The 13360-nt window shown below is 59.6% G+C and carries 17 protein-coding genes; 13 read left to right on the forward strand and 4 right to left on the reverse strand.

All coding sequences use genetic code 11. From position 1 onward, the window contains the following. Window positions 1–4: 4 nt before the first annotated feature. On the forward strand, window positions 5–319 hold the full coding sequence (locus QSV77_RS15855; RefSeq protein WP_142841425.1) for a hypothetical protein: 315 nt from the start codon (window positions 5–7) through the stop codon (window positions 317–319). A gap of 96 nt (window positions 320–415) precedes the next feature. Beyond that, on the forward strand, window positions 416–607 hold the full coding sequence (locus QSV77_RS15860; RefSeq protein ID WP_271361676.1) for a Flp family type IVb pilin: 192 nt from the start codon (window positions 416–418) through the stop codon (window positions 605–607). 18 nt (window positions 608–625) lie between these two features. Here the strand turns inward: QSV77_RS15860 and QSV77_RS15865 are convergent, their stop codons facing one another. Further along, window positions 626–1507, reverse strand: a complete 882-nt coding sequence (locus QSV77_RS15865; RefSeq protein WP_052819071.1) for a methyltransferase domain-containing protein — start codon at window positions 1505–1507, stop codon at window positions 626–628. Between the two features lie 143 nt (window positions 1508–1650). Between QSV77_RS15865 and QSV77_RS15870 the strand changes: the two genes are divergently transcribed. The 5 genes from QSV77_RS15870 to QSV77_RS15890 are packed head-to-tail and all read left to right on the forward strand — an operon-like array spanning window position 1651 to window position 4645. Further along, on the forward strand, window positions 1651–2442 hold the full coding sequence (locus QSV77_RS15870) for a ComF family protein (protein ID WP_302734212.1): 792 nt from the start codon (window positions 1651–1653) through the stop codon (window positions 2440–2442). 60 nt (window positions 2443–2502) lie between these two features. Next, entirely contained in the window at window positions 2503–2757 is a 255-nt protein-coding gene (gene grxC / locus QSV77_RS15875; RefSeq protein ID WP_046801873.1) for a glutaredoxin 3, read from the forward strand. 24 nt (window positions 2758–2781) lie between these two features. Then, window positions 2782–3642, forward strand: a complete 861-nt coding sequence (locus QSV77_RS15880) for a carbon-nitrogen hydrolase family protein (protein WP_302734213.1) — start codon at window positions 2782–2784, stop codon at window positions 3640–3642. Further along, window positions 3639–4067 carry a DUF1178 family protein gene (locus QSV77_RS15885; RefSeq protein ID WP_142841421.1) on the forward strand — a complete coding sequence of 143 codons (429 nt, stop codon included), beginning with the start codon at window positions 3639–3641 and terminating at the stop codon, window positions 4065–4067. The genes QSV77_RS15880 and QSV77_RS15885 overlap by 4 nt, the downstream gene beginning before the upstream one ends. An 8-nt stretch (window positions 4068–4075) precedes the next feature. Continuing rightward, the gene (locus tag QSV77_RS15890; protein WP_302734214.1) at window positions 4076–4645 is read left to right on the forward strand and encodes a DUF3291 domain-containing protein; all 570 of its coding nucleotides are present in this window, start codon (window positions 4076–4078) and stop codon (window positions 4643–4645) included. A gap of 8 nt (window positions 4646–4653) precedes the next feature. Here QSV77_RS15890 and ubiG read toward each other — a convergent pair whose 3' ends face one another. Next, entirely contained in the window at window positions 4654–5400 is a 747-nt protein-coding gene (gene ubiG, locus QSV77_RS15895) for a bifunctional 2-polyprenyl-6-hydroxyphenol methylase/3-demethylubiquinol 3-O-methyltransferase UbiG (RefSeq protein WP_142841419.1), read from the reverse strand. A gap of 257 nt (window positions 5401–5657) precedes the next feature. Here ubiG and QSV77_RS15900 point away from each other — a divergent pair, with 257 nt between their 5' ends. Further along, window positions 5658–6503, forward strand: coding sequence for an SH3 domain-containing protein (locus tag QSV77_RS15900; RefSeq protein WP_271361670.1), 846 nt, complete (start codon window positions 5658–5660; stop codon window positions 6501–6503). Between the two features lie 70 nt (window positions 6504–6573). Here QSV77_RS15900 and QSV77_RS15905 read toward each other — a convergent pair whose 3' ends face one another. Next, window positions 6574–6834: a DUF2934 domain-containing protein gene (locus QSV77_RS15905; RefSeq protein ID WP_302734215.1), complete on the reverse strand. Its 261-nt coding sequence runs from the start codon at window positions 6832–6834 to the stop codon at window positions 6574–6576. 282 nt (window positions 6835–7116) lie between these two features. Between QSV77_RS15905 and QSV77_RS15910 the strand changes: the two genes are divergently transcribed. The 5 genes from QSV77_RS15910 to QSV77_RS15930 all read left to right on the forward strand — a co-directional run bounded on the left by QSV77_RS15910 (window position 7117) and on the right by QSV77_RS15930 (window position 12163). Further along, window positions 7117–8187, forward strand: a complete 1071-nt coding sequence (locus QSV77_RS15910; RefSeq protein ID WP_302734216.1) for an enoyl-CoA hydratase/isomerase family protein — start codon at window positions 7117–7119, stop codon at window positions 8185–8187. A 169-nt stretch (window positions 8188–8356) separates the two neighbouring features. Further along, a complete protein-coding gene (gene cysP / locus QSV77_RS15915; protein WP_302734217.1) occupies window positions 8357–9343 on the forward strand; it encodes a thiosulfate ABC transporter substrate-binding protein CysP in 987 nt (328 codons plus the stop codon). A 76-nt stretch (window positions 9344–9419) separates the two neighbouring features. Beyond that, the gene (gene cysT, locus QSV77_RS15920) at window positions 9420–10241 is read left to right on the forward strand and encodes a sulfate ABC transporter permease subunit CysT (RefSeq protein ID WP_302734218.1); all 822 of its coding nucleotides are present in this window, start codon (window positions 9420–9422) and stop codon (window positions 10239–10241) included. Between the two features lie 3 nt (window positions 10242–10244). After that, window positions 10245–11132, forward strand: coding sequence for a sulfate ABC transporter permease subunit CysW (gene cysW, locus QSV77_RS15925; RefSeq protein WP_302734220.1), 888 nt, complete (start codon window positions 10245–10247; stop codon window positions 11130–11132). Window positions 11133–11137: 5 nt separating this feature from the next. Then, window positions 11138–12163: a sulfate/molybdate ABC transporter ATP-binding protein gene (locus QSV77_RS15930; RefSeq protein WP_302734221.1), complete on the forward strand. Its 1026-nt coding sequence runs from the start codon at window positions 11138–11140 to the stop codon at window positions 12161–12163. Window positions 12164–12179: 16 nt separating this feature from the next. Here QSV77_RS15930 and QSV77_RS15935 read toward each other — a convergent pair whose 3' ends face one another. Continuing rightward, window positions 12180–13277 carry a DNA alkylation repair protein gene (locus tag QSV77_RS15935; protein WP_302734222.1) on the reverse strand — a complete coding sequence of 366 codons (1098 nt, stop codon included), beginning with the start codon at window positions 13275–13277 and terminating at the stop codon, window positions 12180–12182. Between the last annotated feature and the right edge of the window lie 83 nt (window positions 13278–13360).

Here is a 13360-nt window from a genome sequence, read left to right on the forward strand (position 1 = left end):
GGTCATGAACGAGGATTTCTGGAAGACGGTGGAAGGTCGTCACTCTTATTCCGATAAATCCCGTCGCACCGGCGTTCTAAATGTAGCGCTGCTTTTCGGCACGGCCGTTATCGCGCTTTCCCTGATCATCACCCCCATGCTTGCCGGAAAATCATCCACCCGCGTGGCACAGTTTCCCGACAATTATGACATGATCAGCACCGGCTCGATCAAGAAGACGGATACGGGCAAGACCTATTCCATCCGCCGCAGCATAACCCAGCCGATGCCGGAAATGCCCTGCGTCGTGACCGGTTATAACAACGATAGCGGTTGCTGATCGTTTACCATCATCGGTAACCGATTCCTCACACTGGTCGTCTTAAGATATATTCGATTTCAATAAAGCATAGTGCCGGCCGGGGGGATAAACCGGATGGCGGATGGGGAATATCCTGTGCTGCGTTCTTTTATCGATTTCTGCAAAAACGAAGACGGGGCTACCGCAGTCGAATACGGTCTGATCGTCGGGGTGATTTCCGCGGCACTCATCGCTGGCGCCGGCACCATCGGCAGCAACATCAACACGGTTTTCAAGTTTATCGCCGATACTTTCGCCAACAGTTGAAAGTGCTGGGGCAAGCGCTCAGGACAGTTTCACCTCGGTTGTCTTCAGCGCATCGGCCAGACGCACCTTGGCGGAGCCGGGCTTCAGCGGTTTCTGCTGGCTCTCATGCGGCGCCCAGCCCGAAACATAGATAATGGAAAAAGTCGCCCTTATCCGTCCGTCCGGATCGGAATAACGTTCGGCGTAAAGCTCCGCTGCCCGCAGGAAAAACGCGCGGTTGAGCGGTTTCCGGCTGCGGCTTGCCAGGGGATTGGCCATGCCCATGGCGCGCAGGTCGCGCATCAGCGGGAAAATCGAATCGTACCGCACCGTATAGGTTTCCGAGTCGGTGACCGGAAGCGCAAAACCGGCGCGTTGCAATAGCGCCCCGACATCACGGACATCGGCGAAGGGAATGACGCGCGGGCTGGCACCACCGGTCAGTTCCGCCTCCGCCGTCAACAGCACGTCGCGCAGTTCATGCAAGGTGCCGCTGCCGGGAATGGCGCCGAGAAAAAGGCCATCCGGCTTCAATGCTCGCCGGATCTGGATCAGCGCGCCGGGCGTATCGTTGGTCAGATGCAGGGCAAGCGGTGAAACGACGAGGTTGGCGGAAGCTTCCTCAAGCGGCAGATGCTCCATTGAGGCTGCCTGCGGAATATTCCCATCCGTCGCAAAACAGCTCTCGGTCTCGATACGGCGGATTGCCTCCACCTTGCCCGTTTCAGCCAGGCGCTGCGCGGTGATGCCGGTTCCCCCATGCAGTTCGATCGCGGTCTCGAATTGGCGCTCGACGATGGCCAGCCTGTCGGCGAGTTCTTCAGCTGCCATATCGAGAAGAAACAGGGCCTTGTCGTCACGCCGGTTCCATGCCCGGCGGCGGTTTTGTTCGATCAGGGCCTGGTCAAAGAGAATATCCATCGTCTTGCCTGCTCGGCCAATAGCGCCTTCGGGATCGGCGGGCCGTATCTTTGCTGTCATGCCCCTTGGGGCATCGTTTTCCGGTATCTGGCCGGACCATATCGCTCTCGCAAAGGCACCCGTTCGGCGCTAAAGTCAACCTCATGGGTGCTGGTGACGATCTGTTTTCGGGATTGCTGTCGAAGTCCGCCACCGTGCCGGCCGCTGCCCGTGGTCTGTTGCGCGCGGCCTTCCGCATGGTTTATCCGCCCACCTGCGCTGGCTGCAATCGCATGACGGGCGGCGAGGGGGCGTTGTGTCCCGATTGCTGGCGGGAGGTTGCCTTCATCGAACGGCCTTTCTGCCAGGTTTTGGGTATCCCCTTTTCGCGTGATCACGGCGAAGGCGTTGTCAGTGCGCAGGCCATTGCCGATCCGCCACCCTTTGATCGCCTGCGCGCCGTCGCCAGCCATGAAGGCACTGCCCGAAAGCTGGTGCATCGCCTGAAATATCAGGACCGCACCGATCTCGCCCGGTTGATGGCGCTGTGGATGCTGCGGGCAAGCGACGGAACGGTGGATGCCTGCGATTGTGTTGTGCCCGTGCCCTTGCATCGTCACCGTTTCCTGCGCCGTCGTTTTAATCAATCCGCCGAGCTGGCGCGGCATCTGGCGGGGGTCGCCGGCAAACCTCTGCTCGCCGGCACGCTGTTGCGCGTGAAGCCGACAGAGCGCCAGGTAGGGCTCTCCGCTCTTGCCCGGCGGGATAATGTGCGCGGCGCTTTCTCGTTTGCGCCCGGTCGGGAAAACGATGTTCATGGCAAGCGCGTGGTGCTGGTGGACGACGTCTATACGACCGGAGCGACGGTGGGTGCGGCAAGCCGCGCCCTGCGCAAGGCAGGTGCCGCGGATGTGACAGTTTTGACCTTTGCAATGGCCATTTCCGGGCCTATATGAAGCCTTGATAACGTGAGGAAACCGTGCGTTTGATCGCACGTTTGCGAGGCTTTGAAAGACATGGCACCGGTAACGATCTATACGCGGGATTTTTGTGGTTATTGCGCGCGCGCCAAGGCGCTGCTTGACAGCAAGGGCGTTGACTATGCGGAATATAACGCGACCACAACCCCGGAATACCGGCAGGAAATGATCGAGAAATCCGGCGGAACGACCTTTCCGCAAATCTTCATCAATGGCGAGCTTGTGGGCGGTTGCGATGATCTGCACGCCCTGGAGCGTGCTGGCAAACTGGACGCGATGCTGGCCGCCTGATCGGCCCGATCGACGGAGGATGTGATGAGTTTCAAGGCTGCCGCCATCCAGATGCGCTCGGGCGTTGATCCGGCGAAAAACGCCGCCGATATGGAACGGCTGCTGCGTGCCGCTGCGGCGGAAGGCGCTGTTTATGTCCAGACCCCGGAAATGACCGGCGCGATCCAGAAAGACAGGCAGGCGCTCCGCGCCCAGCTGCGCGATGACGATGGCGATATCATCGTTGCGACTGCCGCACGGCTGGCACGCGAACTCGGTATCCATGTCCATATTGGCTCGACGGCGATTGCCAGGCCAGATGGCAAGATTGCCAATCGCGGGTTTCTCTTCGCGCCGGATGGCTCGCGCGTCTGCAGCTATGACAAGATCCACATGTTCGATGTCGATCTCGACAATGGCGAAAGCTGGCGCGAAAGCGCTGCCTACGAGCCCGGCGAAGTGGCGCGTGTCGCCGAACTCCCCTTGGCAAAATTCGGCTTCGCCATCTGCTATGACGTCCGTTTCCCGCAGCTTTTCCGGGCGGAAGCGCTGGCCGGTGCCGAAGTTCTGACGGTGCCCGCCGCCTTCACCCGCCAGACGGGGGAAGCCCACTGGGAAGTTCTGCTGCGCGCCCGCGCCATTGAAAACGGCGCTTTCGTCATCGCCGCCGCACAGGCCGGGGTGCATGAGGATGGACGTGAGACTTTCGGCCATTCCATCATCATCGACCCCTGGGGCAAGGTTCTGGCCATTGCCGGCGGCGGCGGGGAGGAGATCATCTTCGCCGAGATCGATACGGCGCTGGTGGCGGCCGCACGCGGAAAAATTCCCAATCTGCGCAATGCCCGCGAGTTCGGGCTGGATACGGTTATTCCCCTGAAACCTGCCGGAGGTGAGGCGGCGTGATCCGTTATGCGCTGGCCTGCGAGAAAGGCCATGAGTTTGAAGGCTGGTTTGCCGGTAGCGACGATTTCGATAATCAGTTGCAGCGCGGCTTGCTGACCTGTCCGGTCTGTAATTCCGTGCAGGTCTCCAAACTTCTGATGGCGCCGTCGGTCTCCACCGCTCGCAAGAAGGATGAACGCCAGACACTCGCCATGGACACGGCGAAAAAGGAAGCGATTGCGAAAATCCGCGAGGCCGTAGCCAATATTCGCGCCAATGCGGAGGATGTCGGCGATAAATTCCCTGAAGAGGCCCGCAAAATCCATTATGGTGAGGCGGATGAGCGCGGCATCATCGGCAATGCCTCCGTGCAGGAAGCCAAGGCCCTGCTGGACGAGGGCATCGAAATCGCGCCGCTGCCGTCGTTACCTGACGACATAAACTGAGTTTTTCTATGCGGGTCGCAATCTATAATTTCGGAATACAGATTGCCGCCTATGATGATCCTGCTGTTGCCGGATTTGCCCGGCGCGAACCTTTGAATTTCGTGGCCGCCGAACGCGCGGAAGGTTTCATCGATCGGTCCGGCTACGAAGGCGAACCCGGACCCGCGAGCTGGGGCGTGCAGGTCTTCCCGCGTTTCCTGCAGGAAAACGGCGCGACAAGCGGTGTTTCGTCCTTTTCGCTCTGGCGCGATCTTGAATCGCTGATGGCGTATTCCTACTCCGGCGTGCATGCGGAGGCCCTGAAGCATGGACGCAACTGGAATACTCCGCAGAAATGGCCGCCGCTTGTTCTATGGTGGGTGGATGCGGCAGATAATCCCCTCTGGACAGATGCCGTCAGAAGGTTCGAACATCTGCACGACCATGGCCCGTCGCTACAGGCGTTCAATTTCAAGCGGCCTTTCGCGGCGAACGGAACTCCGATTGAAATCGACCGGGCCGAGGTCCGGAAGATCGCTGCAAGAAATGCTGCCGGGCAAAAGGAACTGCTGTCTGCGGTGCAGGCTATCCCAGTGTGAATGCCGATTTATGCCGGCCGTTTCGCCAGCATCATGTAGTTGACGTCCATATCCGGCGAGAGATTCCAGCGATCCTGCAGCACGTTGTAGAAGACGCCGGTGCGGTGGATGATATCCATGCCACTTGCAACCATCGGCCGCTCAAGCTCTTCCGGGCGAACCAGCTTCTCATATTGGTGGGTGCCGCGCGGCAGCCAGCGCAGCACGTTTTCGGCGGCGAAGATGGCGAGTGCCCGGGCCTTCAGCGTGCGGTTGATGGTGGCGGCAAACATCAGCCCGCCGGGGCGCACCATTTTGGCGCAGGTGGTGACGAAGAAATCGACATTGGCCACATGCTCCACAACCTCCATGTTGAGGATGACGTCGAAGGTTTCGCCCGCTTCCTGCAATTGTTCGGCGGTTACGGCGCGGTAATCGACGGTGACGCCGCTTTCACGCGCATGGGTGGAGGCGATTCCGATATTCTTCTCCGAGGGATCTGCGCCCACCACGGTGGCGCCCATGCGCGCTACGGGTTCGGAAAGCAGGCCGCCGCCGCAGCCGATATCCAGCACGCGCAGCCCCTCCAGCGGGCGATGCGCCTTCGGGTCGCGGCCGAAATTCTCGCAGACGCGGTTGCGGATATATTCCAGCCGCACGGGATTGAACTTGTGCAGCGGGCGGAACTTGCCCGTCGGGCTCCACCATTCGGCAGCCATCGCGGAGAAACGATCCACTTCGCTCTGGTCGACGGTCGTCTGTGCGGTTTCGCTCATGGTTCTGCTCCATATTGCTGTTGCACTGAAGTCGGATGATTGCCCCCCGAAGTCAAGACCGACGGGCAATTCCGCTGGCAATTTGTCGGGGGCGCAATGCCGCAGGTGGAACTGATACGGCGCCTCATTTGTTTCATGCTGCGTTCATGGAGAGACGCGTATTTTCCGATCGTGGCAGTATGCGGAACGCATACTCGTCCATCGAAAAAGATGGATGCCGACAAGGGCAAAGCGGGCCTTTGCTTGAGGAGAAAGAAGTGAAGAGAAAATTGTTTGGCGCAATTGCGCTGGTGGCCATGCTCGCTGCGCCGGCACTTGCCGAAGCCGCGACGCGCGGCTTTGCCACAGCGAACGTGAATATGCGCTCCGGCCCGAGCACGGCTTACCCGGCCGTCGTCGTGATCCCGAACGGCGCACCGCTCACGGTGCATGGCTGCCTGTCCGATACGCCCTGGTGCGATGTTTCCTTTGTAGCCGGTCGCGGCTGGGTTGCCGGGCGTTATATTCAAACCACCTACCGGCAGAACCGGGTCTATGTCGAGCCGCGCTACTACCGCGATCTCGGCGTGCCGATCATCACCTTCGAAGCCGGCCGGTACTGGGACCGCTATTATCGCGACCGCGATTTTTACCGCGAGCGTGATCGCTGGCGTCGTCCTTCCGGCGGTTACTGGAATGTCGCACCTCCGCCGCGCGCAGACTGGGATCGTCCGCGTCCGCGCGACGAGTGGCGTGATGGCCGCCGGGACGACTGGCGTGACGGTCGCCGGGATGACTGGCGCGACGGTCGCCGCGATGAATCACGTGATCCGCGCCAGGGTGGCGGACCGAATGATGGCCGCTGGGAGCGCCGTTATGGCGACTGGAACCAGGGCGATCGTAATCAGGGTGACAGAAATCAGGGCGACAGACCGCGCCGCGAGGACAATCGCCCCCGCGCCGAAGACGATAACCGGGACCGCAACCGCGACCGTCAGGCAAATCAGGATGAGGGCCAGCGCCGCCCCGAACGCCGCCAATGGGACGAGCAGCGCCGCGCGCCTGGCTCGGAAAACTTCCAGGGCGGTTGCCGGATTGGCGATCCGGGCTGCGACGCACGCTAAACAGACAAAGCCCGGCGAGATTTCGTCGGGCTTTTTCATTTGCTGCTTCAGATGACTATGTGGGAGGTCTTTATTTCGCGGCGGCGGCCTTGCGAGCGCGGGCTTTGGGTTTCGCCGGGGCTTCTGCATCCGGTGCTGCGGCCTCAGCGGAGACGGCTTTGGGAGCTGCCTTCTTGCGCTGCGCCGGTTTTGTTGCTTCCGATGTCTTCAGAAGTGAAAATTCATGTTTTGCCTGTTCCCAATGTGCCGCATCGCGGCCGTGGGGGTGGCCTTCCTTTTCCCAGAGTGTATAGGCACGTTTGCTGATCCACTCGTTTTCCGAAACCTGCATGCTCGTCTCCCGTTGCTGTTTACAGCGCCTTTGAGAAGGCGACATTCCGCTTGGTCCGGCACACGCTCGACAGGAACCAATGCCGGCATTTCCAGGACCCATTACATGCCATGATCTTCCGGGCGTCAAGCAAACATGCTGCATTGCGAAAGCGGATTTCAGGCATTTTACGCTTGGGAAAGCGGTTTAAGCGAAAGACGTTCCCATACGAGAAGATCAACGTTGCGTGATTGCGCGAGGGCCGCCAAGATGGGTGGATAACTGGCAGCGGAGGAGGCGAGATTGGAACTGGGAACCGAAGCGGAGGTGCAGGTCATCGTCGAGAAACGGCACGGGGCCGGCATCATCAGCCTTAACCGTCCGAAAGCCATCAATAGCCTGACATTGCCGATGGTGCGTGCCCTGTTTCAGGCGCTGCAGCGTTTCGAGGACGACCCCGGCATATCCTGCGTCGTGCTGAGGGGGGAGGGCGAAAAAGGGCTCTGTGCCGGGGGTGATGTCCGCATCATTCACGATCTCGGCAAGGCGGGTGACCCGCAGGTGCTTGATTTCTGGCGCGAAGAATTCCCGCTCAACTATCGGATCGCCCGTTTTGGCAAACCCTATGTGGCGTTGATGGATGGCATCGTCATGGGAGGTGGTGTCGGTATTTCCGCTCATGGCAGCCACCGCATCGTCACCGAGCGGACAAGGCTTGCCATGCCGGAAACGGGTATCGGTTATTTCCCGGATGTTGGCGGCTCCTGGCTTTTGCCGAAGGCGCGAGGCGAATGCGGCACGTGGCTCGGGCTAACCGGCAACGCCGTTAACGCTGCCGACGCGATCTATGCCGGGTTTGCCGATTATTTCCTCCCTTCGGACCGTCTCGAAGCTCTGATGCAGGATCTGTCGCAAACGACGGATGTCGAAGGCGTGGAGGCGGCGATAGCGGCCTATGCCATCGAAGCGGGTGAAAGCGTGCTGGCTAAAAACCGGGAGGTCATCGATGCGACATTCCGTTTCGATACCGTCGAGGAGATTTTCGCAGCGCTTTCGATGCGCGATGATGCCTTTTCGCGAGAAACGCTTGAAGTTCTGCAAAAACGTTCTCCCACCAGCCTAAAATTGACACTGAAGCTTCTGCGCCTTGGCCGCGAAAGTGCGAGCCTGATCGAGTGTCTGGAACGGGAGTTTGCCGCCGGCACCGAGATATTGCGCCAGCATGATTTTTACGAAGGCGTGCGTGCCGCCTTGGTCGACAAGAACCGCAATCCGCGCTGGCGACCGGCGCGGCTGGAGGAGGTGCGCGAGGAGGATATTTCACGCTACCTTGTTGATCATTCAGGCAACCTGTTTCCCGAGCACCGTCTTTAGTTCGACGCAAAAGAAATCCGCCTTGTCGCCATATATGAAATTATCGCCTATGGAAATTTTGTTCTTTGGGTGAAATTTCCAGTTCATGATCCGGTAAAGCACGACTGTTTCTCGCCGCAGTTGCCTCCGCCCTCTATGTTGAGCACCATTCGATTTTCCGGGGGTATTCATGAAACGTCTTCTCATTATCGGCACTGCCATTGCCGCCCTTTTTGCAGGTGCGGCGCAGGCGCAGTCTCCGACCACCATTCTCAATGCATCTTACGATGTCGCTCGCGAGGTTTTTGCAGCCGAGAACGAGGCTTTCATCAAGCAGCATCCGGGCGTCACTGTCGATCAGTCGCATGCCGGCACCTCCAAGCAGGCGCGTGCCATCGTTGAGGGTCTGGAAGCTGATGTCGTCACTTTCAACCAGGTGACCGATGTCGACTTTCTGGTGAAGCAGGGTTTTGTCTCCGCCGACTGGCAGAAGGATTTCCCGAACGACGCTTCGCCGTTCTATTCCTTCCCGTCCTTCCTCGTGCGGGCCGGCAATCCCAAGGGCATCAAGGATTGGGACGACCTTGCCCGCGACGACGTGAAGGTCGTTTTCCCCAATCCGAAAACCTCGGGTAACGCCCGTTATACCTATCTCGCCGCCACGGCTTACGCCAAGGAGAAGTTCAACGGCGACGAGAAGAAGGTTCAGGAATTCGTCAAGAAAATCTTCGACAACACGCCGGTTTTCGACACCGGGGGCCGTGCTGCGACCACCACTTTCGTGGAGCGTGAAATCGGCGACGTACTGATCACCTTCGAAGCCGAGACCCGTGGCATTGCCAAGCAATATGGCAAGGACAAGGTTGAAGGCGTCGTGCCTTCCGTCAGCCTGCTGGCCGAATTCCCGGTGGCGGTTGTGGACAAGGTGGTCGACAAGCGCGGTTCGCGTGAACTGGCCAAGAGCTACCTTGATTTCCTCTATACGGAAGAAGGCCAGCGCATTGCGGCGCAGTTCGGCCACCGCGTGCATGATGAAAAAGTCATCGGCGAATTCAAGGGTGACTTTCCGGCCATTCGCCTCGTCAACGTCAATGACGTGTTCGGCGGCTGGGATAAAATCCAGAAAGAGCATTTTGCATCCGGCGCGACGCTTGATACGCTTTACGGCAGCCGCTAATCACAACGAAACGGAACTTGAAAACGACCCGGCGGGAAACTGCCGGGTCGCTTCATGATGAAATGGGGGCGGGGGTTTGAAGCGGAATGTTCTGCCGGGGCTGAGATTGTCCCTTGGCGTTACCCTGACTTACGTCGCGATCATCGTGCTCCTGCCGCTCTCGGCACTGGTGTTCAAGGCGGCAAGCCTTGGGCCGGCCGAATATTGGGCAATCATTTCTTCGCCGCGTGCCGTTGCCAGTTATCGCGTCACCGTGCTCTGCGCGCTGGCCGCCACGCTGTTCAATGTCATTTTCGGGCTGGCGCTCGCCTGGGTGCTGACGCGTTACCGCTTTCCGGGCTGGCGTTTCGTTGATGCCATCGTCGATCTGCCCTTTGCACTGCCCACCGCCGTCGCCGGCATTGCGCTGACGACGCTGTTTGCAGGCAATGGCTGGTTCGGTTCGCTGCTGGCACCGCTCGGCATCAAGGTGGCCTATACGCCTGTTGGCATCATGGTGGCGATGGCCTTTACCAGCCTGCCCTTCATCGTCCGCACCGTGCAGCCGGTGCTGGAAGACCTCGATCCGGCGCTGGAAGAAGCGGCGCAGTCGCTCGGTGGTTCGGATCTCGAAATCTTCCGCAAGGTCATCCTGCCGCTTTTGACGCCCGCTCTTCTGGCCGGTCTGTCGCTTTCCTTCGCCCGCAGCCTCGGCGAATTCGGAGCGATCATCTTCATTGCCGGCAACCAGCCATTTTCGACTGAAATCACCGCTCTGCTGATCTTCATCCGGTTGGAAGAATATGATTATCAGGCCGCAGCCGCCATCGCTTCCGTACTGCTCATCACCGCTTTCGTCATGCTGGCCGTGACCAATTACCTGCAGACGCGCGCATTGCGTTACACGGTAAGGAGCTAGGACATGAGCGCCTTTTCCCAACACCGCAAGCCGCCACGCGTCGGAGATGCAAACTGGGTTCGCCGCAGCCTGATCGCCTTCGTGCTGGTCATCGGCGCTCTGCTGGTTGTCGCCCCGCTGATCATCATCGGCGTCGAGGCGTTTTCGCAGGGCTGGAAGGTCTATTCCGCCACCATCACTCATCCCGACACCCGCCACGCCATTATGCTGACGGTGCTGACGGCGTTGATCGCCGTGCCCATCAACACGGCCTTTGGCGTTGCGGCGGCCTGGGCGATCACCAAGTTCGATTTTCCCGGCCGGCGTTTCCTGCTGGTGCTGATCGAAATACCCTTCTCCATCTCGCCGATCGTCGCCGGTGTCGCCTATCTGTTCGTTTACGGGTTGCAGGGGCTGTTCGGGCCGTTCCTCGATGCGCACGACGTCAAGATACTGTTCGCGCTGCCCGGCATCGTCATCGCCTCGATGTTCGTCACGGCACCTTTCGTAGCGCGCGAGCTGATCCCGCTGATGCAGGCGCAGGGCCGTGATCTGGAAGAGGCGGCAACTTCGCTTGGCGCATCCGGCTGGCGCACCTTCTTTTCGGTGACGCTGCCGAATATCAAATGGGCGCTACTTTATGGTGTTGTTCTGTGCAACGCCCGCGTGATGGGTGAGTTTGGCGCGGTATCGGTCGTGTCAGGCAATATTCGCGGCCAGACCAACACGCTGCCGCTGCATATCGAGCTGCTCTACCACGATTACCAGACGGCCGGCGCCTTTGCCTCGGCGTCGATCCTTGCTTTGCTTGCCGTCGTCACCATCATTGCCAAAGTGGCGCTGGAGCGGCGCGGTGCCGGGCGTGGGCGCAAAAAGACCAACGGCGATGCCGCCATCGCCACGGAGACCTGATTCCCATGAAAATCCGCCTCGAAAATGTGGTGAAGACCTTCGATACTTTCCGCGCCGTGCGTGATGTCTCACTCGATATCGAAAGCGGCGAGCTTCTGGCGCTGCTCGGGCCTTCCGGCTCCGGCAAGACGACGATTTTGCGCATGGTTGCCGGTCTCGAATATAGCGATGGCGGCCGCATCCTGTTTGGGGACGAGGACGCCACCAATATTCCGGTGCGCGATCGCGGCGTCGGTTTCGTGTTCCAGCATTATGCGCTTTTCCCGCATATGACGCTGCATGAGAACATCGCCTTCGGTATGAAGGTATCAAAGGTCAAGCGTGACAAGGCGGCGATTGACGCCCGTGTCGCGGAACTTTTGAACCTCGTCAAACTCTACGGTCTGGGTGACCGTTTTCCGGCGCAGATATCCGGCGGGCAGCGGCAACGCGTGGCATTGGCGCGCGCCCTTTCGGTTGATCCGAAAGTTCTTCTGCTGGATGAGCCATTCGGCGCGCTCGACGCCAATGTGCGCCGTGATCTGCGCCGCTGGCTGCGCGAAATCCATGATGCGCTCGGTATCACCACGATTTTCGTGACGCATGATCAGGAAGAGGCACTCGATCTGGCTGACCGTGTCGTCATTCTCAACCAGGGAGAGATCGTGCAGCAGGGAACGCCGAAAGAAGTGTGCCGCCAGCCAAATAGTTCGTTCGTCATGCGTTTTCTCGGTGATGCCAACCGGGTTTCCGGCGTGGCGCGTGGCGGCAAGGTCTATGTCGGCGACAATGAACTGCCCTTCTCCTATGGACAGGGAGATGGTGCCGTCGATATCTATGCCCGTCCCGGCGATCTCGAATGGGAGGACCTGCATGAGGGCATTCCGGCTTCGGTGGCGCGCGTTCTCGACCGGGCGGGAGAGCGCCGGGTGATCGCCAGCACCGATGGCGGTGATCTCCTGGAATTCGACGTGCCGCCGGAAAATGATGTCGCCGCCGGTGATCGTGGCTCCATCATCATCCGCCGGGCAAAGATTTTCCCGGCGGCGTGAGTGACCCTCGGCAGCCTTAGATCAGAAGCTCGAAAGAGGCCTCGGCTGCCAGCCTGCCATTGACCATGAGATCGACCTTGTGGACACCGGCATAGTGCTTGCGGGTGGTAAAGTCGCGCATGGCGCGGCTGATTGACAGTGCGCATGTCTCGCCCGGCTGAAGTTCGATCTCCTTCCACTTGAAGACCTTCGCCGAGGCGTCGCCGCTCTTCTTGACGTAATGCACGGCGTAATCGATCACCAGTTTCTGCGGGCTCTTTGCCGTGGAGGTGAAGGAGGCCGAAATCCGCACGTGATTGCCGAGGACGATCTTTTCCGGTGAGACCTGAAACGCTGCAAGCGCGATCTTCGCTTCCTCATGCGCGCCGAGATGGGAGAGTGCGGCGGCATCGCCCTTCTTGATCAGCGTACGCAAGGCTTGCCGGGTGATCCAGCGCGTATGCGGATTGTCTTTCGGCCATGTGTCGATCAGCGCCAGCACGAAGGCGGGATTGTCCTTGGTGATGTCGTTCAGGTGATTGGCAACGGATTTGCGTACGTAAAGCGCTTCATCGGCTTTCATTGTATCCAGGATTGCGGTTACCGGCGACGGGTCGTCGATCAGCGGCTTGAGCTGGAACGACCAGGGCAGGCGCGGCCTGCAGCCTTCGCTTGCCAGACGCCGTACATGCTCGTTCTCGTGCCGCGACCATGTTTCCATCACGGCAAGGGTACGGGCGATATCCTTTTGCAAAAAATGGCGGATGGCGAATTCCGAGGAGCCGAAGCGGGTGAAATATTGCAGCGCCTGCATGGAAAGATCGAAATCGCCGAGACCATAAAGCGCCACATATTCCGGCAGCGAAATGGATGCAAAGCCATTGCCGATGCCGGGGGCAGCAGCGGTCAGGATTTCGATGTTGCGGGCATAGTCGCCCGGCAGCGTGGCATGCAGGCTGGTCGCCACCTGCCGCATGCGCTGCATGATGCCGAGCGCGTCGAGATTTGTCGTTGCGAGTGCCATGAAGGCGGAAACATCAAACGGCGGATGCACGGCCTTGGTCTGATCGGCAATATGCCGCAATTTTTCGCGGTTGAAGATTTCCTTCAACGCTGGTGCCGCCGTGTCGCTCATATCGCCCTCAAAGTTCACTTTTTGTTCTTTTAGGGCAGGATGAGGCTGGAGGCAAGCTATGGCAACTCTCGGAGGTGAGAATC

The sequence above is a fragment of the Agrobacterium sp. V1 genome (genome assembly GCF_030518355.1).
In the GTDB taxonomy this organism is placed as follows: domain Bacteria; phylum Pseudomonadota; class Alphaproteobacteria; order Rhizobiales; family Rhizobiaceae; genus Agrobacterium; species Agrobacterium cucumeris.